Source organism: Methanosarcina sp. MSH10X1 (genome assembly GCF_004099695.1).
In the GTDB taxonomy this organism is placed as follows: domain Archaea; phylum Halobacteriota; class Methanosarcinia; order Methanosarcinales; family Methanosarcinaceae; genus Methanosarcina.
Genome location: NZ_SCHL01000017.1, coordinates 35,993 through 60,360, shown reverse-complemented (window position 1 = coordinate 60,360; position 24,368 = coordinate 35,993). Strand labels below are relative to the sequence as shown.

At 42.3% G+C, this 24,368-nt stretch carries 20 protein-coding genes; 3 read left to right on the top strand and 17 right to left on the bottom strand.

All coding sequences use genetic code 11. The features are described from left to right. Window positions 1-38 precede the first annotated feature (38 nt). Complete coding sequence (locus EQO05_RS12080; RefSeq protein ID WP_128506859.1) at window positions 39-893, bottom strand: YihY/virulence factor BrkB family protein; 855 nt, start codon at window positions 891-893, stop codon at window positions 39-41. 322 nt (window positions 894-1,215) lie between these two features. On the opposite strand from EQO05_RS12080, the gene EQO05_RS12075 reads away from it, so the two are divergent. Next, the gene (locus tag EQO05_RS12075) at window positions 1,216-1,572 is read left to right on the top strand and encodes a DUF488 domain-containing protein (protein ID WP_128506857.1); all 357 of its coding nucleotides are present in this window, start codon (window positions 1,216-1,218) and stop codon (window positions 1,570-1,572) included. A 164-nt stretch (window positions 1,573-1,736) separates the two neighbouring features. Here the strand turns inward: EQO05_RS12075 and EQO05_RS12070 are convergent, their stop codons facing one another. The 10 genes from EQO05_RS12070 to EQO05_RS12020 all read right to left on the bottom strand — a co-directional run bounded on the left by EQO05_RS12070 (window position 1,737) and on the right by EQO05_RS12020 (window position 15,791). Beyond that, window positions 1,737-3,284, bottom strand: coding sequence for a flippase (locus EQO05_RS12070; protein WP_128506855.1), 1,548 nt, complete (start codon window positions 3,282-3,284; stop codon window positions 1,737-1,739). 21 nt (window positions 3,285-3,305) lie between these two features. Then, complete coding sequence (locus EQO05_RS12065; protein WP_128506853.1) at window positions 3,306-3,668, bottom strand: hypothetical protein; 363 nt, start codon at window positions 3,666-3,668, stop codon at window positions 3,306-3,308. Between the two features lie 1,173 nt (window positions 3,669-4,841). After that, on the bottom strand, window positions 4,842-6,407 hold the full coding sequence (locus EQO05_RS15605; protein WP_164888545.1) for a PGF-pre-PGF domain-containing protein: 1,566 nt from the start codon (window positions 6,405-6,407) through the stop codon (window positions 4,842-4,844). Between the two features lie 589 nt (window positions 6,408-6,996). Then, window positions 6,997-7,167: a DUF1328 domain-containing protein gene (locus EQO05_RS12055; RefSeq protein WP_240664632.1), complete on the bottom strand. Its 171-nt coding sequence runs from the start codon at window positions 7,165-7,167 to the stop codon at window positions 6,997-6,999. A gap of 692 nt (window positions 7,168-7,859) precedes the next feature. Next, window positions 7,860-9,044, bottom strand: coding sequence for a DUF1015 domain-containing protein (locus EQO05_RS12045; RefSeq protein WP_128506851.1), 1,185 nt, complete (start codon window positions 9,042-9,044; stop codon window positions 7,860-7,862). A 76-nt stretch (window positions 9,045-9,120) separates the two neighbouring features. After that, window positions 9,121-10,491 (bottom strand): rhodanese-like domain-containing protein, encoded by a 1,371-nt coding sequence (locus tag EQO05_RS12040; RefSeq protein ID WP_128506849.1) that lies wholly within the window; start codon window positions 10,489-10,491, stop codon window positions 9,121-9,123. A 340-nt stretch (window positions 10,492-10,831) separates the two neighbouring features. After that, window positions 10,832-12,121: a hypothetical protein gene (locus tag EQO05_RS12035; RefSeq protein WP_128506847.1), complete on the bottom strand. Its 1,290-nt coding sequence runs from the start codon at window positions 12,119-12,121 to the stop codon at window positions 10,832-10,834. A 603-nt stretch (window positions 12,122-12,724) separates the two neighbouring features. Beyond that, window positions 12,725-13,150: an IS1 family transposase gene (locus tag EQO05_RS12030; RefSeq protein WP_128506845.1), complete on the bottom strand. Its 426-nt coding sequence runs from the start codon at window positions 13,148-13,150 to the stop codon at window positions 12,725-12,727. Between the two features lie 231 nt (window positions 13,151-13,381). Continuing rightward, the gene (locus EQO05_RS12025; protein WP_128506843.1) at window positions 13,382-14,722 is read right to left on the bottom strand and encodes a glutathione-independent formaldehyde dehydrogenase; all 1,341 of its coding nucleotides are present in this window, start codon (window positions 14,720-14,722) and stop codon (window positions 13,382-13,384) included. Between the two features lie 427 nt (window positions 14,723-15,149). Further along, complete coding sequence (locus EQO05_RS12020; RefSeq protein WP_128506841.1) at window positions 15,150-15,791, bottom strand: HAD family hydrolase; 642 nt, start codon at window positions 15,789-15,791, stop codon at window positions 15,150-15,152. 659 nt (window positions 15,792-16,450) lie between these two features. On the opposite strand from EQO05_RS12020, the gene EQO05_RS12015 reads away from it, so the two are divergent. Further along, on the top strand, window positions 16,451-16,882 hold the full coding sequence (locus tag EQO05_RS12015) for a hypothetical protein (RefSeq protein WP_128506839.1): 432 nt from the start codon (window positions 16,451-16,453) through the stop codon (window positions 16,880-16,882). Between the two features lie 167 nt (window positions 16,883-17,049). Then, a complete protein-coding gene (locus tag EQO05_RS12010; RefSeq protein WP_128506837.1) occupies window positions 17,050-17,472 on the top strand; it encodes a secondary thiamine-phosphate synthase enzyme YjbQ in 423 nt (140 codons plus the stop codon). Window positions 17,473-17,604: 132 nt separating this feature from the next. Here EQO05_RS12010 and EQO05_RS12005 read toward each other — a convergent pair whose 3' ends face one another. The 6 genes from EQO05_RS12005 to EQO05_RS11980 all read right to left on the bottom strand — a co-directional run bounded on the left by EQO05_RS12005 (window position 17,605) and on the right by EQO05_RS11980 (window position 24,341). After that, window positions 17,605-18,861 carry a histidine kinase dimerization/phosphoacceptor domain -containing protein gene (locus EQO05_RS12005; protein ID WP_128506835.1) on the bottom strand — a complete coding sequence of 419 codons (1,257 nt, stop codon included), beginning with the start codon at window positions 18,859-18,861 and terminating at the stop codon, window positions 17,605-17,607. A 20-nt stretch (window positions 18,862-18,881) separates the two neighbouring features. Beyond that, entirely contained in the window at window positions 18,882-19,265 is a 384-nt protein-coding gene (locus tag EQO05_RS12000; protein WP_128506833.1) for a circadian clock KaiB family protein, read from the bottom strand. Continuing rightward, window positions 19,265-19,612: a circadian clock protein KaiB gene (gene kaiB, locus EQO05_RS11995; RefSeq protein ID WP_128506831.1), complete on the bottom strand. Its 348-nt coding sequence runs from the start codon at window positions 19,610-19,612 to the stop codon at window positions 19,265-19,267. Before kaiB ends, EQO05_RS12000 begins: the two co-directional genes overlap by 1 nt. A 182-nt stretch (window positions 19,613-19,794) precedes the next feature. Then, window positions 19,795-21,516, bottom strand: coding sequence for a circadian clock protein KaiC (gene kaiC / locus EQO05_RS11990; RefSeq protein ID WP_128506829.1), 1,722 nt, complete (start codon window positions 21,514-21,516; stop codon window positions 19,795-19,797). 894 nt (window positions 21,517-22,410) lie between these two features. Next, window positions 22,411-22,902, bottom strand: a complete 492-nt coding sequence (locus tag EQO05_RS11985) for a rubrerythrin family protein (protein WP_128506827.1) — start codon at window positions 22,900-22,902, stop codon at window positions 22,411-22,413. 92 nt (window positions 22,903-22,994) lie between these two features. After that, window positions 22,995-24,341 carry an APC family permease gene (locus EQO05_RS11980; RefSeq protein WP_128506825.1) on the bottom strand — a complete coding sequence of 449 codons (1,347 nt, stop codon included), beginning with the start codon at window positions 24,339-24,341 and terminating at the stop codon, window positions 22,995-22,997. Window positions 24,342-24,368: the final 27 nt, after the last annotated feature.

Sequence of the window (24,368 nt, the reverse complement as noted above, 5' to 3'; positions counted from 1 at the left end):
CATTCTTTCATTCAAAGTTCCGATTTACTAAAATCAGATCATTTCTTACGGAGGTCCGGACCCTTAGATTCAGAATAAACTTTTGTAAACTCCGCACCGATAGTAATCATGATCGAGGAATAATAGATCAGAAGAAACAGCCCTATAATCGACCCTATTGCTCCGTATACACTTGCGGGGTTGGCGTACAGGAAATAAAGCCCCATAGCATATTTGCCTATGGTTATCAGGATTACTGTTATCAGGGACCCCACAAATACCGATTTCAAATCAAAACTCGCATCCGGGAGCAATCTATACACAAGGATAAAAAAAAGTACAAGCATCAGGAAACTGACTATGGAACCTGCGTAATCTGCAATGGAAGGTGAGAAAGGCAGATAATCCTGAAAAAATCTTGTAACCGTATAAACAAGCCCTTCAACAAGTATGCTCAGTACGAGCAGCCCTCCGAAGAAAATAACAATAACAAAAGATACCATAGCATCCTTTACAAAATCCTTGATAGTATTTGGCTCAGAAGGCTTTATGCCCCAGGCTCTTTCAAGGAAATTCTTTAATTGCCTGAAAATATTGCTTGCACTCCAGAGAAGAAGTGCAAATCCTATCAGTGCACTTATTGATAGAGAATCAATATCTGGAATACGCTCAAAAAGTAAGGTTATCATGCGGATTATGCTTTCATCAACTACCCCTTCCAGATAATCGAGTATTTTCTCCTGAATGCCTCCTGACATCAGAAAAATACTACCTATGGATACCGAAAGCAGCAGGAGGGCAGGAAGACTCAGTACAAAGTAAAACGCCAGCGCAGCGCTGTAAGTCATTGCATCGTCGTCCTGCCATTCCCCTATCGTTCCGGTAATCAGATTTTTTACGTACCCCCGACTCATATTTTTCCCCGATATATAATATATTGCGCTTTTATTAAACACCTATTATCAAATTATTGCAAACTTTATTTTTTTCATACAGGTGGATAAAATGGTATATCAAAGAATATCAGGATAACGAAATCCTTTCAGGTAACTAAAAGTAAACTTTGGCGTAATAAAAAGCAAAGGACTGTTCAGAAAGGAAAAATAAACCAGAAGGCTGGAACAGGACTTAATTAAAAATGGATATAAAAGCCTGAAACATATTTGAAGATATATTAACTGGTTTACACGGATTAACTCGTTATAAAGGGTAAACTGGTTAAAAGGGGGGTAGCAGTTGATTCGAACAAAAAGAGTATATGAACAGCCGTCCGACCAGGACGGATTCCGGGTACTTGTGGACAGGCTCTGGCCCAGGGGACTCAGGAAAAATGAAGCAAGTTTTGATCTCTGGATGAAGGAAATCGCTCCTGAAAACAGGCTCAGGAAATGGTTTTCTCATGAGCCGGAAAGATGGGAGGAATTCAGGAAATGCTACCTTAATGAGCTGGAGCATAAAGAAAAATATGTTTATGAACTTCTTGAGAGAGCGAGAAAGACCGATATAACCCTGCTCTATGCTGCAAAAGATGAGACTTTAAATAACGCTACAGTTCTGAAGGAATACCTGGAATCCCTATTGAATAGACAGTAATTTTGAAAACCTGAACTGCGTATGAAGCCTTAAAGCTCCGTGTAATTCTGTTGAATGGTTTTTGACGCCTGAATATGGGATTTTTTATTTAAAATTGCAATAAATGTAAAAAAGAGTTGCCGGAACCTTCGATAAGAAGGATGCCGGCTTTTCCTGCGCCGGGATCAGATTACGGCTGCAAGGGTTCTGACCATTTCGGGGATACGGGGGCTAATGTTGACTCTGATAGCCTTCCGGATCTCGCCCAGCATCTCAATTTCAGTGTTATCCAGTACTTTTGCCCTGTGAACAATCGTGAAATACCCTGCTATGAAGACTGCGTATTCCCAGGTTGCTCCGGTAAGCAGATGTACGTTTTTAGCTGCGAGCATGACTCCGACCATCAGGACAACGATGCAGGTCAATTTCCTGTACATTGAGGTGAACGGATGCATGTTCTGCTTCCTCCAGGCCCTTAAAGTCATAAGGACTTCGATTGATGCATACGATACTGCAGTTCCTATTGCTGCACCCACCATGCCATACTCAGGTATAAGCATGAAGTTGATGACGGCATTAATGCCTGCACTTGCTACCGAGCACTTCATCAGGAAGTCTGAATCCCCGGAGGCTAACAGGGTGTGGTAGTTAAACCCGAAGTATGAGTTTGTTATGAACCCCAGGGCAAGGATCCTCAGGGCTGTGGCGCCGCTTACATATTCCGCTCCGTAGAGCTTCGTAATGAAGTACTCAGGGTATACGAAGATCAGTGCAAAGAGAGGGAATGTGAGCAGGAAGCACCATTTGGTCATTACCGCATAAATTGAGCCGAGAGGTGCGGTATTGTTCTGACCCCAGAGCTTGGCTGTTACAGGGACATACACAAAGCCCATGGAAGCAATTACCAGGGACAGAAACCCTACAAGAGGGTATACTGCATTGTAAACCCCAACGACTTCAGCCGGCTTGAAGTAGCCGAGCATTATTGTGTCTATCCAGCTCATGAGATTGAGTATGGTTGCGGTTATTAAAAGCGGGAATGAGTACCTTATCAGCTGCTTTGTAGGCTCGCTGAATTTAATTTTCCATTCCTGCTTAAATGGTGGCTTCTTTATGAAGTAAACTGCCATTATACTGAAGGTAAAGACCATTGAAAGCAAGTCCGCGAAGACGATTCCTTTCAGGGAAGCTCCGATAAACACGGAACCTAAAGCAAACCCTAGCATGGATACCGGCCTTATAATGTTATAGAAATACATGTTAACATTCGTGCGGTCGAATCCTCTGTAGATTGCTACTGTCAGGTTCAGGAGTATTGTGAACGGAACTGCAAAGATCAGGATCTTCACAACGGACAGGATATGGCCATCTGCATCAAAGCCATTTCCAGCCAGACTACGGAACAGGGAAGGCGAGACAAGAATTGCAAGCAAACCTGCAAGCAAGCCCATAAGCATGGCTGAAATTATTAATTCATGTACCTTTTGTTCTTCGTGCCTTCCCCTGAAGAACGCAATATACCTTGGCACGCCTTCGTTGAGTCCCAGGGTCGCAAATGCACCTGTAATCGAGATAACGGTAAGTGCAAGGGAGTATGTACCGAAATCGGCTGGTGTGAGATGTGATGTAAGTACCTTTTTAGTAATGATGTCGAGAAGCATTCCGATGAAGGTTCCTGCGAGTATTATGCCGGAACCCGCAACTATCCGGTTGACCGAGTCGTTAACTGACATGTTAACTCCGTTTTATTGCGGCTAGTTCCCGACTTCCGGGGTCAACGGGCAGGAGCAAGCTTCTGTTGCCTGACCACTGACAGTCTGTAAACGGTTCTCAGTCAACTGCAGGTTAAATCCCGGATAGCTTTTCTTTGCAGTTTGCAGGAAAGCCAGGTCTTGCTCTTCAACCTTGCAGGTATTACCAGATAGGGTACTGGTACTGGATGGGATTAAAAATCTCATTTTAGGGTTCAGGGTTTCAAAATTTGCTGTTTCAAATTCCTTCAAACAGCTGTGAATTTTAAGTTTGTCGGATCTTTCTTTTTGCTCAACTGCTTGTCTGGCTGCCCCGTTATGAGCTTTCAAGACAAGGTCTATGTAGGGTTTCTTGATAAGCTGCATGATTTCTTTCGACCTTGGGTTGGATCGTAGGTAGTCTTTGATTGGATCCCGGGGTCAATTGCCAGGTTGGATCATGGGTTGAATCCTGGCTGGGTCCCGAAATGGCTCGAATATGGATTTTGGGTTAATCCTCGGTTGGGTGCCGACGCTTCGAGCTGGATTTTGGGTTGAATCCGGGAGGACCCCTATTGGATCGCAGGTTGGGTTGGGTTAGTTGGATCCCAGGCAGGATCTCTGTGAATTTCAGGGTGAATCCTGGGTAAGATTCAGGGTTGGGTTATGTAAGGCAGGTCTGGGTATACCCGCCTTAAGTGTAATTGTGATTTGCTTACGAATTCGTCAGGCTTCCTGCCTGCTCTTCGAAGCTGGGAATCTGTTTTTGCACCAGTAAATCTTCTTACGAATTGCATTGAGCCTTTTTAACTCAAGAAGCCCTCGTAATCATTTAGCCATCTCATTGATGGCGAAGCAAACTCTGGATTGTTATTTCTTTGAAACTTGAAGAAACCCCACTTATTAAACTCCTTTTAGGCTTCCCCCAAGATTTCTATGATGTACCTGCCCGACTAAGTATAAAAGCTTTTTGGAATCATCCTGTACTTATCATTATGAGGCAAGATAACTGCCTGAGGGAAAATTGATTTGATATGTCTCCTGCCATAGCTCTGGCTGGATGCCAGGTCCTGACTTTTGCAGTTATTGACCTCAAACAATCCAAGGCAATTAGAAGTTCCTAATTCAGGAAAAAAGCCTTTAAGTGGCTTGAATCTAACCTGAAAAATCGGCTTGCCTTTTCCGGATAATTCTGATTTCTTTTATTCGGTCAGGTATAAACCTGATTTAAAGGAGTTATTGCAAATATATTAGCGTGCAGGCAGGCTAGAGAAGCTATTTCCGAAGTAAAGATTAATAGAAACGGAACTTTTTAAAGACCGTTATTAATTACGCAATTATTTTTAATTACGCAATTATCTTTTTCCCGAAAATCCCGTATTACTTCCCGCATGAGTTATTATAATAATAATTTTATATAAATATTTTTTCATTAATAAACCATAAATAAAATGATTTGTATGTCAAAAGTAACAGAAATACCCCATACTCTCAAATTTTCCAATTAATAATCCTTAAAAAATAGAACTGAAGGTTTTAAACCTTCATTTGAGGTTCACCTTAATTTTCCGGCTTCATTTTTCTGTACAGGAACAGGACAAGCATTGAAACAATTAAATAAACAGTCTCAAATCCTGGTGCAGTTGCTTTTTTCTCAAGTGCGATCTCAACATTTGTATTATTTATCGCGCCAGGATTTTCTCCTCTAAAGATCTTCGCTCCCGGACCGGACTGCGAATAAGGCTGTTGTTCAGACTCCAGGTCCTTAGCCGAAACTTCTCCAATCTTACTCTCACCGGTTATTGCAAAGAATGAGAGTTCCGGGATTTGTGCTGTGAAATAGAGGAAGCTGTCATCTTCTCCGGAAAGGTTTGCTGGCAGCTGTTCCCATCTCCCGGCATTAAACCTGCTGAGGGTGATAGAAGCCTCATTGATATTTTTATCCTCTATCCAGGCCTTTTCAACCCTGAAACACACAACCGGGTTATCCATATTATCTAAAGTCGCATATCCTCCGTTTCCAATCCCGATATTAAAATACTTGTAGACCTCACCTGAAACCGGCACTGAAACAAGTGAGGACTTTGCTTTTAACTCCTCGACTGTGGCGGTTATCTTACCCACGGTCTTTTTTGAACCAAAAGTCAGATAAGCAATGCAGGTCTCGTTCTTTTCGAAGTCAAACTTCACCTCTTTGTCGTTTGTAATAAAGGCCTCCGAAATTTCTTTACTCTCTACATTGCTTGCAGGTTCAGGGGATACTTCCGTACTTCCATCGTTCTCACCTTCGTTGATGCTGCGGATGCTGCTTTCGCTGGTACTGTCAATCTCAAAATCTGATGCCAAAAGCGCAGGCTGCTGCGGCTCTCCTGCCGGGACGAGGGGCAACTCATCCGAATAGATGCTGTTTGTGAGCCTGTATGCAGAATCTGCAATTCCATCTTCATCCGCATCGACTGCAGTTTCTGAAAACCCTGTACCATCAGGTTCTGCCCAGAAATTGCCTCCAAGGTGGGAACCCCCTACAATATTTAAGCCTTCAGCCTTCACAATATTGTAGGCATTTCCGATTCCATTTTTGATCTCTGCATTTACAGAGTTATTGAAATAGTTATTAAAAACCAGATTATTGTCGCTCCTGGGGCAAACAAAAAGCCCATAAACGCCATTTGAAGAAATAACATTGCCTGAAAGTGTATTGCCTTTTGAAAGCAGGAGATAAGCTCCATACCCATTATTCAGGATTTTGTTTTGCTCAAGGATGCAGTTATTACATTCAGAGAGATAGATTCCTGCATAACTGTCTATAGCTCCTGTAATCCCAAGCCCGCTTACTTTGACGTTATCAGCCTGCAGAGTAATTACATGATCGCTTGAGTTTCTGGACATAATTACCGTATCCTCAGGATTCCCGGATTCCGAAATTATTGTAAGGTTATCCTTACTTATTTTTACGTTCTCTGTATAAATTCCGGGTTTTAAGAGAATCGCATCCCCTGAGATTGCATTATCCACTGCGGTTTGTATTGAATCTTCCGGCTGGACATGGATCTCAGCCGCATTTCCAATACCCGAGCTTAGTATTAAGAAAAGAAAAGTTGCCAATAAAATGATTAACCTGTTCAATTTGATTCCCCGGTACATGCAAAGTATGGATGGTACTTCGATTAGTTATCCGGGAATTCATATAAAGTAATATAAATATATTGGTACAAATTATATTGGACTAGCTCTATAAATCTAGATCGTAAACGATACTTTGATCGTCAGCTACTATCAGCTATTAAATGATTCAATTAGAACTAATGAGTTTAAGTTTAAGTTAATCATGTTATAAAGACCGGTTCAAAGACTAACTTAGAAAATCGGGCTTCAATATCGAACTCAAGTTTTTAAAGTTTTGCAGGATTACCTGTTACAGGAAATTCTGAAACCCCATAAAACCTGCCAGATATATAAAGCTCTCTATTTAAAATATAAAAGTAAGTTTTATGGCATCGGTTTTTTGATGGCATCGGTTAGCAGTAATTCTACCTCAAATGAAAAGAAAACTAAATACATTATTTTTCAACTAGCCTGATGAATAGTTGTCAGGCAAAAATGTAAGGAAAAATTAAACTGGTTCTGAATTTTAATGTATTGACTCCAATATATTATTTATCACCCCGACCTGCATAAAGTATTCTGAACCAGCGCTCACATCATAGAGCTCTCGTCATAAGAACAACGATATGATTGCAAGTATAATAAAGATTATAACGAGCCACTTTGCAATCTCCATTGAGAAGCCAGCAATCCCCCGTGCACCCAGAATATATGCGATCAATGCTAATATTAGAAAGACCACAGCAAGTCCTATCAAATCCGGTATGTTTAACTCCCCCATTGATTATTTAATTAATAAATCAATTATTAGATTGAAGGTATTTATAATTTGACTGTCGAAGTAAGTCGCCTTTTCATAAATTTACTCTTTATAATTGAAATCGTCCTTTTTAAGATTGCATGTAAGTATTCCAAGTCCTTCCTGCTTATCACAATTAAAGCTCATTGAGTGCGGACTAAAGCAATAGAAAGCAATTAGCAGAATGAAATGATAATTGTTCAAATCCGGGATTCACAAAAATGAGTATTTATCTCACCTGAAAAATGAAAAGTTCAAGGAATGGTGAATTAGAAAAATAAAAAAGATAAGCGAGGCAGGAGAAGAAAGAGAAAAAAAAGATAGGGACAAGAAAGGAAAAAAAGAAAGAGATAGCAAAAGAAAGGAAAAAATAGGGGGAAGGAAGGAAAAGAAAGGAAAAAAATATAGGGATAAGAAAGGAAAAAAAGAAAGAGATAGCAAAAGAAAGGAAAAAATAGGGGGAAGAAAGGAAAAGAAAGGAAAAAAGAAAGAGATAGCAAAAGAAAGGAAAAAATAGGGAAAAGAAAGGAAAAAAATGAGAAAGAGAAAAGAGAGAGGGAGAAGAAAGGAAAAAAATAGGGGGAAGGAAGTAAAAGCGAGGCAGGAGAAGGAAGGAAAAAAGAGAGGGAGAAGAAAGAAATGAAAAACTGCAAGATGTTTCGGGGTAGGAAGCCTTATGGAGTAATCTTTCTGACCTCAATGTAATATCTTTTCTCGTTTTCCTTCCCAAGGGAAAATGATTTTCTCGGGAGGACTCCTTTCTTTTTTATAAGAGAGAAGAATTCGCTTTTCTTTAGCGGGGGAAGGAAGAAACCTGTATTTCCCTGTTCCCTTCCGAGTTTTTCTACGACTTCAGGATCATGTTCATATTCGATTGAATAATTATCAATAATCTCATCAAGGGTTTCGACCTCAAGCTCGTGCGCAGGATTCTCAAAAACCATAATACCGCAGCTATCCTTTGTGATAAAGCCGATTGAGTGTCCCATAGCTTGAAAATCCATGTTTGAGGGGCAGGACTGAACTTTCTCGATCCTTGCATCGAATTTCCTGAGCAGTTCCCCAGGGTCAATTCCGCTTACAACCCTGTGAATCGGCTCAAAGGAAAGTCCCGGGTCGTGAATGTTTACAAGTTCGACCATGGCATACCGTGCAGGATGGTCGGCATTTACCGTCCCTTTAATTTTTTCCCAGAAACTCTTTGCGGCAGCAAGACTATGGTTTCCATCGCCGACAAGAAGGGTTCCCAGGTTAAGGATTTTATCCGAGATTTCTTTAATGATCTTTCCGTCACTGATTCTGTAACCTGTGATATGGCCGCCGTTTTCCATCAGGTCAAAATCATAGACCTGATTATCTTCACAAACAAGATCATCCGGGTTACCGGGAATAACCATGAAATCCGGATCGTCATATAATACCAGGATATGCGAGAGTTCCAGTTCCGCATTTTCCCTTATTCTGACTCTTGCAGGAAGCCTTGCTCTAATAGTACCTTCCGTTGGTCTGATAAATGAATCTGATCCGTTGAACTGATATTTTTCCAGGTCGACTGCAACCACAAGTCCGGTTCTTTCCCCGCCTGAGACCGAACGCTTCACAAGAATAAAGCATGAACCGTGGTCAACAAGAATTTCTTTGTAGTCACTTAGAGTTTTATGGATCTTATTCACTCTATTTTCATCTAAAGGAAGATATATTTCAGGATAAATAAGTTTAAAAGTGGAAGGGGCATCTCCAATAAATTTTTCAATTCTTTTCCAGTATTCCAGATCCTGAGTATGCTGATCACAGGCAATTACTGCCCATTTTTCCCAGTTGTCCTTTGGAAGAAGAATGCGAGGAACATGTAAAACCATGGTAAATTAAAAAAAGAGAGAGAATATAAAGATTTCTAATCTCCTTTTCTTAGTATAAATAAAGTAAAAATTAAAGTTACTTTACTACGGCATATCCGGCATTTTTCCATGCTGTCATGCTGCCAAGCACGTTGTATACGTTCTTATAGCCATGCTTTTTCAGAATTGAAGCTGCTATGCTGGAACGCCGGGAACTATCGCAATAAACAACTACCGGAGACTCCTTAGGCACTTTATCCAGATTTTCTTCAAGCTCGCCAACATATACATGTTCAGCTCCTTGAATGTGCCCTTCTTTCCATTCCTTTTCCTTTCTCACGTCCAGAAGTGTCATCTTCTCTTGCTTCTCCAGTTTATGTTTCAGGTCATGGACGGATACGAAACTATACCCGTCTACTGGCAAGGCTTTCATGTACCAGGCTGCAATTCCCCCATTTAAGAAACCCGCTATATTGTCATAACCCAGGCGAACCAGATACCTTACCGCAGTTTCAAGCTGTTCCTTTTCTTCCAGCACAAGAAGTATGGGCTTATCATAAGGGAGCATCCATCCTGCAAATGAAGCTATTCCTCCGAGCCAGATGCTGTAGCTACCTTTTATATGCACCCCGGCAAAAGAGTGAGGCATGCGCATATCCACGACTACTGCCCCTTTTTCCATTTCTGCTCTGAAAGCTCCGGGTGATAGCTGCTTCGGAATTGGCAGACCCTGTAGCAGAGGGGGACCCTGCCTGTTATATTGCTCCATTTTCCTGAAGTAAGGAGGTAACTCAAGCTTTTCTTCCAGTTTGAATTTGATAAACTCTTCCCTATCCGTTTTCTGCAGAAGAGGATTCTGGATACGTTCAAGTCCGAGGGTGCTGTAGTCCCGCTTTGCGATAGCTCCCCCGCAGACCGAGCCTGCACCATGCGCAGGGCACAGTATGACCCAGTCCCCGAGTGGAAGGATTTTATTAAAAATACTGTCATAAAGGTTTGCTGCCAGCCTCGGAGCTTCCTCAGGTCCATAGAGATCGGTTCTTCCTGCGTCCCCTATAAACAGGGCATCTCCTGTAAAAACCATTACCGGTTCTTTTCCCGTATCAAGGTCAGTCAGGGTATAGGACATGCTCTCGTCAGTATGGCCAGGCGTATGTAAAGCAGCCAGTCTCATAGAGCCAAAATCGAATTCATCACCCTCACTCAAATAGTTTCCATATTCGAAATCCACACCCCGGCCGTGATAAATCTCTGCGCCCGTAAGCTTCTCCAGTTCCAGGGAACCGATTACGTAATCTTCGTTTCTGTGGGTTTCAAAGATATGTTTTATACTCATGCCCTCTTTTCTGGCAAGATCGGCATATACCTGACAGTCCCTGCGCGGGTCGATGACTATTGCTTCATTTTTCGAGCCAATGAAATAAGAAAGGTGAGCCAGGCCTTCCGATTTAATGCGTTCGAATTTCAAGCTAAACCCCCTCCAATCTATTCTATACGTTGTATGATAACCTGTACGTTATATGATAACTTTCCACGTATTGCAGATGCCTTTCTATCTAACATATACCGCATAGCTCATATTTTTTATGAAAAATCGAATCTTTCAGATAACCATTAAAGAAGTGAAATTGTGACATTGTGACAGCAAAAAAGAATAAAATTGTAGTGAAATAGGAATTCGAATTATAACATTAAAAGAAATAGAATCACATTAGTAAAATAAATCTAAAAATTAAAGAGTAGAGACAGATTCTGGAATAGTTGAAAACCAGATCTGTCAGTTACTTATATTTCTCTGATATTGACGTTTATTTCAGTTTTTTCTCGGAGTCCTCTACGGTTATTGAGTAGTCGAAATTATTTGTGTTTTTCGGAAGAATTGTAAGCTCCCAGGCTCCGATTGCCCCGGATGCTTTATAAGTTTCGAGGTACTGCCTACTGTAGCTGTTATAGCTTGAGTCTTCCACTATCCAGATCGGGAAATTATATCCCGTAGAGTATACAGTGCCGCTCTCAATAGTCTTTACAAGGGTCAGATTAACAGGGCTTGAATTGCATTTCAAGTTCATCTCAAAAGCTGGCATTTCCTTCTGGGGTAAGATACGCGATACGTCAGGGTCGTTAGTTACGGTGGAAACTTCAATCTTTATAGGGTCAGTGGTTGAAGTGTTAAAGGTTTTTACGTAAGGAGCATAAGGCTGTTTATTAACCGCAAAGCTCAGGCTTATTTCCGGGACTGATCCGTCATACTCTTCTCCGTCAGCATTAAATTCTATGAACCCGTTATAACTTCCGCTTGCATTTTCAGGGACAGGCACCAGAATGGTCATATTTGTGATCTCACCGGCTTTTATAGTTGAAGGTGCAGTGATTTCTATTGCATCGTTACTGAAAGCAGGCTCGTCAGCTGAATAGTCATACAGGTCAGGACTTATTACTTCCGGATCGATATTGATATCCTTCTCTGCCACATTTTTGATTTTTATAGCGTATACATATTCCCTTCCAGGCTCAATGATATCAGAAATGTAATCTGCCTGAAGCTCAAGTTTCGGACGGACCGGCACTGAAATTCCGAGATACATTGTATTAACATACTGGGCATCGGTATATTCTTGATCATATACAGGGTCGTCGTACACAGGATAAATATCATCTGTAAAAGCTATCTGAGCCTGATATTCCCCGCTTTCCGCATCTGCAGGAACGGTTACTTCAATGGCAAAATCCTGTTCTTTGCCAGGGCTTACTGTTGTGTTTGCCGGGGAAATTGTAATCCAGCTCTCATTCACATTATCATAACCGTAAGGTACAGCCACGACTTTAGGAGCTATATTCAGTATTTCACTACCTTCGTTCCTGAAACTGACATCAAAAGTTTCACTTTCCCCCGGCAGGAGAAATGCGGAATAATAGGTCGGGTCTATTAAGTGTACTGTATAATTCCCGTTATCTAATCCAGCCTCAGGAATTTCGTCTTCATAAATTATACTTCCGCTAAGCTCCTCGGGCTGAGCAAATGCCGCCGGTATCAGTACCAGGCAAATCAGTATACTTAAAAACTGAGATACTGCTTTCAATGCTATACTCTTATTCATGTTTCTGGCTCCTTTCTTCTGGTAAGGAATTAGATTTTCCTAATCGACGCACTAGGGATCTCCAGCCCTCTGCAAGATATCAGCATAAAATCCTGTATGAATGGATATAATTTTTAAACCGCGTATAAGGGTGGATATTTTTTACAATGTGCATAAGTTCATTATATGACCCGCTATAAAATACTTATGCAACTTACTAAAACTGTAAAATCCGGAAGATGCCTGCAAATCGAGACTGAAAACTCGTATTATTTAACAAATTATCCGGACCGACTTCTCGAATTCTCCAGATCAAAAGTCAGAAAAATTATATTAAGTCTGACGAGGGAATAGCTTTAAATATTTTTAACCAGTAACACAGTATAAAAAGAGTTTACTTAAGTATGAATTCATTTATCTCGTTAAATGTCCCCGGATAACTCCCGGGTAAATATCCCCTTTACAGGGTTTTTCTTGAATCAGATGAGTGTCCCTCTATGCAATACCCATTTTATTGCATATTTTTAATTTCTCTCTCCCAGGACATTCTTTTTTTAGAGGGGTATATACTTTTGGCTACCGTGCATCGGTCGCTCATACCCGGAAAGTAAGCCTGATGCTATCTTACTCGGATGGCTTTCGGGATGTTTCTCTCTTCTTTTCCAGAAGTGCCCATAATTTGTCACATTCACTGGCAGTCAGCCCGATCTGTTTTACCAGGTATTCTTCCGTTTTCTGGTTCCTTACCGTATCTTTGATAAGATGGCTTATCGTATCCCTGTGATGCCCTGTTATCCTTTCAATGCTCCGAATCCCGTTTTTTTCAAGAAAAAGCCGATATATCAGCTTTATCTCATCTCCGGGCAGATGTTTGCGATAAACGGCGGTACCAATAGTATCCATAAAGAATTTCCCACAATGTTTACAGTAGTACCTCTGGTGTCCTGTCTTATACTTTCCCCGCTTTATGATAGCTTTCCCTTCCGCCCTGAGATAATATTCACATTTGGGGTTTGGGCACACAATCTCATTCGAGTTTTCAACTGGCATAATATAATCAATAAGTTGTAACTTCACTAATATATTTATTTTGCTCGCTCTTGTCTCATCTGTTCCGTTCCAGACAGATTATTAAGCACAAAGAAAAATCGTTATTCAAAACTCATCATGGAATTAACACATAGAATTATCAAATAATATCATACTATATTTATTATTTGTGAGAATTGAAATAAAAAAAGTATCAGGTTCCCCTGATAGTTAATTAAGCTTGTAAGTTCTTCATTTTTCAAATTCTATTATTACCTTTGTATAGCCATCCGCACGTTGAGAGAACTCTTTATAGGCAGCAGGAGCGTCTTCAATGGAGATTCTGTGACTTACTATGAAACCCGGCTTTGCCGCACCTGCAATTATCATATCCCTGAGCATCAAAATGACTTTTTTCACTGGTGTCTGGCCGGTCCCCACGGTTAACCCTTTTTCCCACAACTGTCCAAAGGGAAGAATGTATTCTCCCTTCTTAGCGTGCTCATCGGAGCCGCCGGGGTCATCCGCCGTGAAGACCCCTATGATTCCGAGATGTCCTGTTGGGTTGACTAACCTTACCAGGTCGCTTATCACCTGGGTCGGGTTTTCTTTTGAGGGATTATTCCTGTCTCTTGCCTGATAGCCGACAGCGTCTATGCCGGACATAACGCCCTTCATTTTCTCCTCACCCGGCAGGAGTGACTGCACGATTGCCGGGTTCATAGCCCTCATCAACTGAATCATGGCTACGGGGTCACTCCTTGTAATGTCAATAGGAACGCCTGCACGTCCAGCCAGGTTTTGTACATCTGATACGACTTCCTGAATTTTCTTATCTCCAGGCAGCAGCGTATCTACAGCAGAATACTGAGACCTTAATGCTTCGATCTGGGCTACCGGATCGCTTATGGTAAAATCAATGGGTATAGCACCTATACTCCTTGCCAGTTCCAGTCTGTCCGGGATATAATCAACCACAAAGACCTGACCTGCGCCCTGCAGGATAGCCGAGTAAGCCGAAAGCAAACCTACCGGGCCCGCACCAAAGACTGCTACGGGTAATCCCGGCATTACCATCGCCAGCATGGTAGCGAAGAAGCCGGTGGGAAAGACATCAGACAGCAGGAGAAAATCGTCCTCCCATTGGTCTCCAGGCGATCCCGGAAGTTTGGTACAGTTAAAATCCGCAAAAGGTACTCGAAGCAGTTCAGCCTGTGCGCCTTTATATGGGCCCATCTTGGCATAACCGAAAGCTCCGCCAGCCATCTCGGGATTTACGGTCAGGCAAGCACTGGGAAAGCCCCGGACACAGTTCATGCAGTGCCCGCAGGCAACATTGAAGGTGACGACTACTCGATCTCCTTTCTTAAAAGAGGTTACGGCATCTCCAACTTTCTCTATAACCCCTAAAGGCTCATGTCCAAGCACTCTTCCCGGCTTTACAACTGTTCTTCCCTCATACATATGAAGGTCACTTCCACATATTCCACTGGAAGTGAGCCTGATTATAGCATCTCCAGGATGTTCTATCTCCGGATCGTCTACATCTTCTACAGCAACCTTATTCGGTCCTTTGTAAACAACAGCTTTCATGATACCACCCCACAACCCTATGAAGTTCCCCTGTCATTTTTCTATAAATGTTTTCATAACTAGCTAATTTAACCCTTAAAATGCAGAGTAACCTCTATAAGAATAAGTTTAAACTGCTATTTTATAATAGCTACTTTTATAAAAACCACTTGAATCTATATATTTGTTACAGAATTTTATCTAAGGGTTTCAAATTATGTTCGGCGTTTCCGGATTGAAACTGTAGCTTTCTTTGCTTTTCCGGTAGCAATCGTCGTCAGGATTTCATTAAGTTAGATTTCATTAAGTTAAATTACAGTCAGAGCAATAAGGTTTCTACCCTTAACAATTATGTTCCGTAAAGAAAAAGGCATTAGAAGAACTGGCTTCAATGGATAGATTCTCAAAAAGCAAATTTAAGGGAGGAATGTTAAAAGAAAATTCGGTTTTATTCGTTCAAAAGTTCCGACAAATTCTTTATTATTTTTACACATGGACATTGAAAAAACTCGGCTTTTTCTGTCGTTCCTGTGGTCACTGCTGCAAAATCGACATTTGCTGCCAATGCGGTTTTAGCATCTATCAGACTATCTCCAATGTATAGAACATTACTCCGTTCTTCTTTAAGGCTGTCAATTGCAAGCAGTAATCCTTCAGGGGACGGCTTTGGTACTTTCACATCTTCCCCCCCAACAATAATGTCTATTAAGTCCAGGGCACCATGCAGGTTTAAGGTCTCAACTATCCTGAAATGATGTTTTGTGGTTACGATACCTGTATTAATCCCGCTCCTTTTCAGATACCTTAATGTATTTACCGTATCGGCATACAGCACAGTGTCTCTGGACATTACCTTATTAGCTTTCTCCCGGAACAAGCTCAGAAAACGGTTTGTCAAAGCCTCATTTCTGCTGTTTGTCAGCTGGATAAATGCTTTATCGAGCGGTAATCCGACGGTCTTTTTTATGCTTTCAGGGTTACATTCGGGAAGATCCAGCCTGCTGAAGGCGTAGTTGAAACTTGATACAATACCTTTCGTCGCATCGGCAAGCGTATAGTCAAAATCAAAAAGGATAGTACTGTATCTCATATCTTCCTCCCTGGGTCTGCTGAACCGACACAAGCCTCCCTTTTACTGATATAGAAGCCTCCCTTTTACTGATATAGAAGCCTCCCTTTTACTGATATAGAAGCCTGCCATACTGGCATACAGTCCTGCTGTACTTACATAATATCTTTTCGTCTGAAACTGAAAGTTTTGCTTATTCTTTACTTTTCGGGAATTAAAATTTTTGGAATAGAACGCATGTAATATACAGTAGATACTCTTCTATACAGTAGATACTCCTCTCAAATTCCCTTTGCATCCTGCAGGATAAAGGTATTTGACAGATTCCGTGAATAAATGGAATTTACGCCGGGAACAGGCATCTCCTCGTAAGATTAAATCAAAAGAAATATACACTTTAAGAAGTAACACAGGACAAACAAAACCCCTGAAATAGTGCATAAATAATCTGCACATGGTGTGAAGAGAACTTGCCACCAGTTACAAAAATCTTAGAATTAAAACAATACCAGTAGCTACGACAATACCAGTAATACAAGAATTATCTGCTGAAAATATGAGAGTATTTAATTAGTAAGAATCTGCTGAGGGGAAGTTAATTGGTAAGCCAAACATATAAAAACTTACTTAGACTGTTCGAGAGTTTAGAGAGCCAGCGGCCATTTGACAGATTAAAAAAGATGTTCACTGTTCTGCTAGCTATCTTTTTCATAATAGCCCTGACAGTCCTGGTAGCAGGCTTTTGCGGTGTGAAACCTCCAGGCTACCAGCAGGGCTGCGAAGACGGCTATCGAGCCAGTTACCAGGCTGCTTTCGAGGGCGAAAATTATAATGTCAAAGCCGGCCTGGCAGAAAACCGTGTCTACAACGACGGCTACGTACACGGCTATGATGAAGGCTATCCTGACGGGCAGGTAGACAGGGCAATCAGCCAGGAACGCACAACCAGTCCGAAGCTCGAAGCTGATCAGGAACCTCAAGCTGGACAGAATAACGAAACCAATCTGAGCCACGTAACTGACCAGAATCAGGAAACTGGCCGGGATAATGAAACCAGCCGATTCGCCGGACCCAGCCGTCCCCGAGAAATCAGCTACAGAAGCGACAATTAAGGCGATTATTGTTTAAAACCAGAAAGGAATATTTTTGCACTTCTTTTCCGGATTTCGCTGCAATTATGCCTTTATAAGTCACGAAACAATATAGAAACCAGCCAGAATCTTGGATAGTCTTTAAAGACTTAAAAGAATTTATCAATTGTAATTTCTAATATTCAACTATGCCTGTAGAAACGAGGGAAATCTCAGTAATTGGAAAAGAAGACTGTGGAATTGTTGATATTACGGAAATAGTCTCCGAGGAACTCAGACAGTCAAAAATAAGAAATGGGACGGTTACAATCTTTTGCATTGGGTCAACCGGAGCAATAACTACGGTGGAATTTGAGCCAAATCTCTCAAAAGATGTTTCTGAAACCCTTGATAGGCTAATCCCTCTGGATAAGGACTATCACCACCATAAAACCTGGGGCGATTACAACGGAGGTTCCCATTTAAGAGCCCTGCTCATCGGCCCGAGCCTTACTGTTCCTTTCGTTGAAAGGAGCCTGACCCTTGGGACCTGGCAGCAGATTGTATATATTAATTTTGACAGGATTGAGAAGGTAAGAAGAATAATGCTTCAGGTTCTCGGGGAATTTTAAAATCGTTTTTATAAAAGAGAGCTTCTCAAAGGTCATTTATCTAAAAGGGTTCTTCCTTTAGTGAAAGATTGAAAGTTCCTTGAGAAAGAGAGAATTAGAAAGCTTATTAGAGAATAGGAAACGCGTAAAAAATTAGAGTTTGTTTGATAATTTTTCTCCCGTGCTGAGTTTTATAATGAATTCCGTTCCGTTATCCCTTTTTAGCTCCATTTCCCCATCCAGCTGGTCCACAAGAATGGACACAAGCTGCAGACCAAGCGTATCCGGGTTTTCAAGATCGACACTGTCGGGAATGCCGGTTCCGTTATCAGAGACCACGAGAGTATACCTGCTACTTTTTCCGTCAGGCTCCTTTTTATTCAACTCGTTTCCAGTCTCCTGACTGAAGAGTTTGATCCGGATTTCCCCTTTATTCATGCCTGGGAAGGCATATTTTAAGGAATTGGAAACAAGTTCGTTGACAATCAGTCCTAAAGGCACTGCTGTATCCATATCAAAGAAAATATCCTCTTCAAGCTCCATATTTAAGCTAATACTGGAATCTCCAAGCCTGTAAGTCCGGAGAAGATTTTCAGCGAGTCTCTCCAGATACGGCGAAAAGTTAAGGGCATCGACTTCTCCACCTTCATGCAGTTCTTCATGGATAAGCGCCATTGATATGACCCTGTCCTGGCTCACCCTGAAAGCCTCAAGGATTTCCGAATCCTTAATACACCCCCGGTCACTGAATCTTTCAGCCTGGAGGTCAAGCAGGGAGGAAATTACCTGCAGGTTATTCTTTATCCTGTGGTGAATCTCTTTTTTGCGGGCAGTTTCGATATTTGCGAGCATCTCCTCATTTCTCTTCTGCTCGGTCAGGTCTGAGATTACGAGGCACCAGGCATTCGAAAACCCCCTTGTCTGCAATAAGCTGATGGACAGATACACAGGCAAAGCTTTGCCTCCCTCAGCCTGGAGATTGATTTCCCCTTTGCCCCTCTCACGCCCCAGGATTGCCTTAAAAGTGTTTATGCTATCAGGTACAATAAATCGATAGATAGATGTGCCTACTATGGCAGGAAGGGGCATCCTCAGGAGTTCTGCGAAATGGCGGTTGCAGTAGAGGATGGTGCCATCAAAAGCCAGGGTGGCAGTGCCCTCATTCATGGTCTCCACCAGGACACGATATGCGTAATCCGCACTATCCAGTGTGAAAACCATTTTCCCTTCAGGACCTGGCAGTACCAGGGCATCAAGATCCCCCTCGCTGATGGCACGCCTGAGTTCCTCAGCTTCTTCCAGACTTGCTTTCAGGCTTTCTACCTCGTTTTTTAAGGCATGATTCTCATCCAGCAAAGCCTTATATGGTACGGGCTCCCGGCTTTTTTCCGCTTTAGAGCTCATATTCATACGGTCCTTCAAGAAGTCGATTATTCTTTATCATTTTTGAATTTCAGATCCATTCCAACGAGAACCCTTTCGGTATCCGCCATGCTCCCGATGAGTTTTTTTAAGGGTGGAGGGAGCTCCTTTATCAGTGTTGGGGCTGCCACTATCTGCCCATCTTTGGCAAGAATCGGATACTGGTAAATATCAATGACTTCCAGCTCGTACCTGCCTGGAAGGTATTCTTCGCATATCCGCTTGATATTCTCGATCGCCTGTACGGATTTGGGACCCATGCCCGCAACATAGAGATGCAGAATATATTTTCCATCTTCGGTTTTCTCCAGGGCTTCCTCAAAAGAAGTTTTGAGCTCTTCGGAATCCGAGATTCTGGTTTCTTCAGCCCCTGTCTCTTCATTCCGGGTCATTATGCGCACCTCTCAGGAAGCAAATCCAGTCCAACCAGAACGCGTTCGGTATTCGAGAGATCCCCTATTATTTTCTTTATGGGTGGAGGGAGCCTCCTGACTAATGTCGGGACAGCCAGTATCTGATCTCCTTTGGCTAGCTGCGGATTCTCTACAAGATCCACAATCTCAATCCTGTACTTACCGCCCAGGTGTTCCTCGCAGATTTTTTTTAAGTTAGCAAAAGCTGCCAGGCTTTTCTTGGTCTGCCCGGCCACGTATAATCTCAAAATGTAAATATCCTCATCAGACATATTTTCGGACTCAAGAGCATTGGGTCCATCACAATTTTGCGCTGCTTCTTTCATTAAATATCCACCACTTGAACCTGAGAAGTACCCCTCTTCCTGACAGGCTCTTTCCATACAACTTTTGGAATCCATAGATAAATAACAATCCATAGATTATAATAATCCATAGATTATAACTATACAGGCTACGTGGCAAAAAATGTTCACTTATCCCGCCTTTATAAATAGAGCAGTAATGTTTATTCAGGCTCATCAGCCTTTCTCATAAGAGCCATTCTGTTTTTGCTTTTCTCCAGTGCCCCGGCTTTAAATTCATCCTCGGTAATTAGCAGATCAAGTTCCTCTTTTTGTGTCTCAAACTCCGAGTTCAATGCTGCTATCTGGGCATCCAGGGCTCTGAGCCTGGTCTCCAGTTCTCTTTTCTTCCGCTCCACCCTCTGGCTTTCAGCTATAGCCTCAGCCATCTCTTTTTCCTCCTGGGCAGCTCTCGCTGATCCCATGAGCAGGTTTCCGGAGGGTCCAAGGTATACATCCTGGATTTCTATGCCATGATCGGTCAGCAGGTATTCCCTGATCTGGTTGGAGTGTCCCATACCCCTTGATTTGATTACGGAAATACCGCGGTTGCGCTCGCCGTTATGCTCAAAGAAGCGAAGGTTGATCCAGGTATCTATGATAGAAGACACGCCCTGGGCATTCGCACCTATACCTTCTATACTCTCTTCTTCTACAAGGCTTGTGCATACTGCTGTAATTGTATTGGATTTCAGGTAATCGATGAGCTTGGTAAGCGTAGCCCTGACATCAATCTGAGTACCCACATTAGTAAGGTTGGATATGGGATCCAGTATCACAATTTCGGGCTCGAAGCGGTCTATGAGCCTGCGCATCCCTATCAAATGCATCTCCAGGCCGTAAGCCATTGGACGTGTAGCGTTAATTTGCATAAGCCCGGCATCAATATAAGGCTGGAGGTCTATGCCTATGGATCTCATGTTCCTTATTATCTGGTCTGGCGACTCTTCGAATGCAAAATACAGGCAGCGTTCTCCTCTCTCGCAGGCAGCTTTTACAAACTGGGCTGCAAAGCTGGTCTTGCCTGTGCCTGCAGTGCCTGAGATCAGGATAGAGCTTCCGCGGTAGTAACCCCTGCCTCCAAGCATTGTATCAAGGCGTTCTATGCCTGTCGATACCCTCTCACTCGATACATCATGTTCCAGACCCAGGGAAGTAATGGGCAGGACTGATATACCGTCTTCTTCTATCAGGAAGGGATACTCATTGGTGCCGTGCCTTGAGCCCCTGTACTTAATTATCCTCAGGCGCCTGGTAGCGATCTGCTCTTCCATCCTGTTATCAAGGAGAATAACACAGTCTGCAACGTACTCCTCAAGCCCGTATCTTGTAAGGGATGCCTCTCCCCGTTCACCGGTAACTATAGCGGTTACACCTTTATCTTTAAGCCAGCGGAAGAGTCTGCGAAGTTCGGAACGCAGTATGGCTTCACTCTTAAACCCTGAAAACAGAACCTCTAACGTATCAAGAGCCACACGTTTAGCGCCTATGGAATCTATAGCCAGCCCAAGCCTTATGAACAGACCTTCCAGGTCGTAGTCGCCTGTCTCCTCATACTCGCTCTTGTCAATGTGGACATAATCAACTGCAAGCTTGTTTTCTGCCTCCAGGCTGTCAAGGTCGAATCCCAGGGAAGCGAAATTCTTAACCAGCTCTTCTTCGGTCTCTTCAAACGCCATGAAAACCCCGGGCTCACCATATTCTCTGGCTCCCTTTACCAGAAATTCCATGGAAATCAGGGTTTTTCCTGATCCTGCGCTTCCCGCTATCAGGGTCGGACGACCCTTTGGCAGCCCTCCATAAGTAATATCATCCAGACCTTTTATACCGGTTGGGGTTTTCTTCAGGATTTTTTCCTCTAAAGTCTTATTCCTCTCTTCGACCATTTAATGCTCCCCTTCAGCTCAGAAATTGACTGTGTTCCTATTTCTTTCTCAACTTTTATGTCCAACTTTCTTATCCGGTTTATTCATCCGATTTTCTCACCAATTCTTAGCCGATCGATGAATCCACTGTTCTACTCCCTTGCATAGTTATTGTGGAAAGTACTTTAAATTTGCCCTTCCCCAGGCAAATATCAGGATCAGGAATGGCTTTTGGAAGAACTTTTTAAGGGTGGCTCTGTCTCTTTTTCTTCCGAAGCCTGTGTGTTCGGGTACAAAATTCATTATTTTCCAGTCCTGTTAAACCCTGCTATGGAGTATGAATGAAAAGTGGCATAGAATCTTCTTTAGTCTGATAGAATTAGCAAAAATGTGTTTCCCGGATCACGTCCGTTTATATTGATATCAGAAATAAAGACTTTCTCAGTTTAGATTCGAGTGGCATTTTTCTCTAATGATCTAGTGCGATTTTAAAGAATTAATAAAAAAACCTTGTTATATAGATAATTTTATTCTGAGGCAAGAAAATATCCTTATAATGGTACATAGAATACTATTTTTTTTTCTGAGGCAAGAAAATATCCTTATAATGGTACATAGAATACTATTTGCTACATTTTAGAAAAATAATCTGTCTACATAGCAATTTTAGTATTTTATATTAAATCTGGCATATATTAACGTTTTTACCTTAAATACTTACCCTGATTTTGTTATGAACCAGGCAAAAAAGCCGGATTTTGCTAGCCATGATAGATGAGGAGCATTGATGAGATACGTTATGAAATATGATAGCAAAAAGTAATTTAGAGAGCTTCTTGGAATTTTTTAGCTCTCAATTTGTTAGCTCGGAATACCTTCCGTTTACCCTGGAAACTTTATTCTCTTAATCGGCTTTCAGTCGATTTTATCAAATCTGGACGGAGGCGCCCCGCAAATTGGACAGTTTCCTTCAGGTTCACCTTCTACCGTATATCCACAGACACTGCAGACGTGGTAATCAACCTCCTCGTTCTGGCCGATTTCGTTCAGGGCTTTTTCATAGAGTGCGGCATGGATTTTTTCCACTTTATTTGCCACCTCAAAGCTCCAGAGGGCTCTTTTGTCCCCTTCTTTCTTTGCTTCCTCTATAAACTCGGGGTACATCGTCATAAATTCATATGTTTCGCCGCCGATAGCATCTTTCAGGTTGTCCATTGTAGTTCCGATCCCGCCCATCCGCTGAAAATGGTTGAAAGCATGGACCGTTTCCGCAGCAGCCGCTGCCCTAAAAAGTTTTGCTATCTGGTGATACCCTTCCTCATCGGCTTTTTTCGCAAAAGCCAGGTATGTCCTGTTTGCCATCGATTCGCCAGTAAATGCAGCTTTGAGATTATCCCTGGAACTCAAATATATCTCCCCTGATTAAACTCTTATTTAACCTTATTTACAAGGTTATGTATATCATCCTGGCGCCCGGAACTACTGCCAGCGGATTGCTCCTACTGCTTTGCAGGCTGGGAGAGTTCCTGGGAGTCTTCAAAGGCTGCGAGTTCCTGCCTCGACTGTGAATCTACTGACTGCACAGACAACTTATCTTCCTTTTTTACGATAAACCTGAAATAACCAAGCCCCATCAGAAAGAGCGGATATATAACCTTCCAGGTAAATCCTGAAGCAAGAAAGCTCAAAGACAGAAGTGAAAGAACCGAAAAGATCCACTTCTGCCATCCAGTTTCGGTTTTCCAGTAAGCAATTATAATGAAGCCGCAAAGGAAAATAAAGTTCTGGTTTACTAGCAGCATCATAGCGGTAACAGGAACCTTGAAGAAATAGCATCCTGTAATAAGTGAAACTGATAGGGCATATAGAATAACAAGGCTGGATAGAGGAATATTCCTTTTTGAGAGCTTCCCGAATACGGCAGGAAAAACATCTGTCCTGCCAGATGCATAGAGCAGGCGGCTTGCCGTAAAGTTCCAGGAACAGGCATTTGCTGCAAGCACTATTATTATGAGCCATATCAGAAAATTTCCGCCCGGTATAAGAAGAACCAGACTGGAGAGCCCGGCAGCTCCTTTAAGGGAAACTCCCGTAGCACTGGCTCCTACGCTTATCAGGGCAAGTAAAACATAGATAGCAGCAACCAGAACAAAGCTCAGCCAGTATAGCCGGGGAACGTTTTTTTCGGGATCCTTCATCTCTCCAAGGAAAAAAGAAAGATTCTCCCAGCCAAGAAAAGCCCAGAAAAGCAGGGCTGTAACATTCCATACTATGTTTGGGTCCGCATTTCCGCGGTTACTCAGAGCTTCTCCGGCAATCCTCAGCCCGGAATCGATAAAATCGATATTAAAGACAATAATCAGTCCTATAAGCAGAAAAAGTACGGTCAGCGCCAGGTAGTTGATCAGAGTGATGGCTCTTATCCCGAACAGGTTTGAAATAAACATCAGGCTTACAAGAAGGATGGCACAAAGGGCTCCTCCTAATTCGGAGAGATTAAAAAACTGCCGCATATATTCACTGCCAATAAAAGCAATAGCAGGAAGCCCAAAAAGGTAAGAGCCGCTTACAAGATAAGAGACCGAATACCTGCCCCAGGGCCCGACTGCTTCTTCTGCGTAGCCGGCAAGCCCGGCGGTCGAAGGGAATCTCAGGCCAAGCCTTGAGCAGATCTGAATTCTCGGAATGGTAACAAAAGTTATAAGGAACCATCCAAGAATTGCTTCATGGACGTTTCCCACACTTAGAGCCAGGCCTGGCAATGCAAGAATTCCTGTACCTATGAGCATGCAGATTGCAAGCCCTATACCTCTCTTTAAGGTGATTGTTTTTTGGAGCCCGGTCATTTTATAAGCCTGTTTTCTCTAAGATTC

What these genes read in the sequence shown, in the direction of transcription:
- kaiC (WP_128506829.1), bottom strand. Translation starts at nt 21,516, where the DNA reads ATGGTCGAAGAGAGGAATAAGACTTTAGAGGAAAAAATCCTGAAGAAA.
- EQO05_RS12025 (WP_128506843.1), bottom strand. Translation starts at nt 14,722, where the DNA reads ATGAAAGCTGTTGTTTACAAAGGACCGAATAAGGTTGCTGTAGAAGAT.
- kaiB (WP_128506831.1), bottom strand. Translation starts at nt 19,612, where the DNA reads ATGAAAGAAGCAGCGCAAAATTGTGATGGACCCAATGCTCTTGAGTCC.
- EQO05_RS12030 (WP_128506845.1), bottom strand. Translation starts at nt 13,150, where the DNA reads ATGCCAGTTGAAAACTCGAATGAGATTGTGTGCCCAAACCCCAAATGT.
- EQO05_RS12070 (WP_128506855.1), bottom strand. Translation starts at nt 3,284, where the DNA reads ATGTCAGTTAACGACTCGGTCAACCGGATAGTTGCGGGTTCCGGCATA.
- EQO05_RS12035 (WP_128506847.1), bottom strand. Translation starts at nt 12,121, where the DNA reads ATGAATAAGAGTATAGCATTGAAAGCAGTATCTCAGTTTTTAAGTATA.
- EQO05_RS12055 (WP_240664632.1), bottom strand. Translation starts at nt 7,167, where the DNA reads ATGGGGGAGTTAAACATACCGGATTTGATAGGACTTGCTGTGGTCTTT.
- EQO05_RS12065 (WP_128506853.1), bottom strand. Translation starts at nt 3,668, where the DNA reads ATGCAGCTTATCAAGAAACCCTACATAGACCTTGTCTTGAAAGCTCAT.
- EQO05_RS11980 (WP_128506825.1), bottom strand. Translation starts at nt 24,341, where the DNA reads ATGACCGGGCTCCAAAAAACAATCACCTTAAAGAGAGGTATAGGGCTT.
- EQO05_RS12080 (WP_128506859.1), bottom strand. Translation starts at nt 893, where the DNA reads ATGAGTCGGGGGTACGTAAAAAATCTGATTACCGGAACGATAGGGGAA.
- EQO05_RS12010 (WP_128506837.1), top strand. Translation starts at nt 17,050, where the DNA reads ATGCCTGTAGAAACGAGGGAAATCTCAGTAATTGGAAAAGAAGACTGT.
- EQO05_RS12005 (WP_128506835.1), bottom strand. Translation starts at nt 18,861, where the DNA reads ATGAATATGAGCTCTAAAGCGGAAAAAAGCCGGGAGCCCGTACCATAT.
- EQO05_RS12000 (WP_128506833.1), bottom strand. Translation starts at nt 19,265, where the DNA reads ATGACCCGGAATGAAGAGACAGGGGCTGAAGAAACCAGAATCTCGGAT.
- EQO05_RS12015 (WP_128506839.1), top strand. Translation starts at nt 16,451, where the DNA reads ATGTTCACTGTTCTGCTAGCTATCTTTTTCATAATAGCCCTGACAGTC.
- EQO05_RS12020 (WP_128506841.1), bottom strand. Translation starts at nt 15,791, where the DNA reads ATGAGATACAGTACTATCCTTTTTGATTTTGACTATACGCTTGCCGAT.
- EQO05_RS12045 (WP_128506851.1), bottom strand. Translation starts at nt 9,044, where the DNA reads ATGGTTTTACATGTTCCTCGCATTCTTCTTCCAAAGGACAACTGGGAA.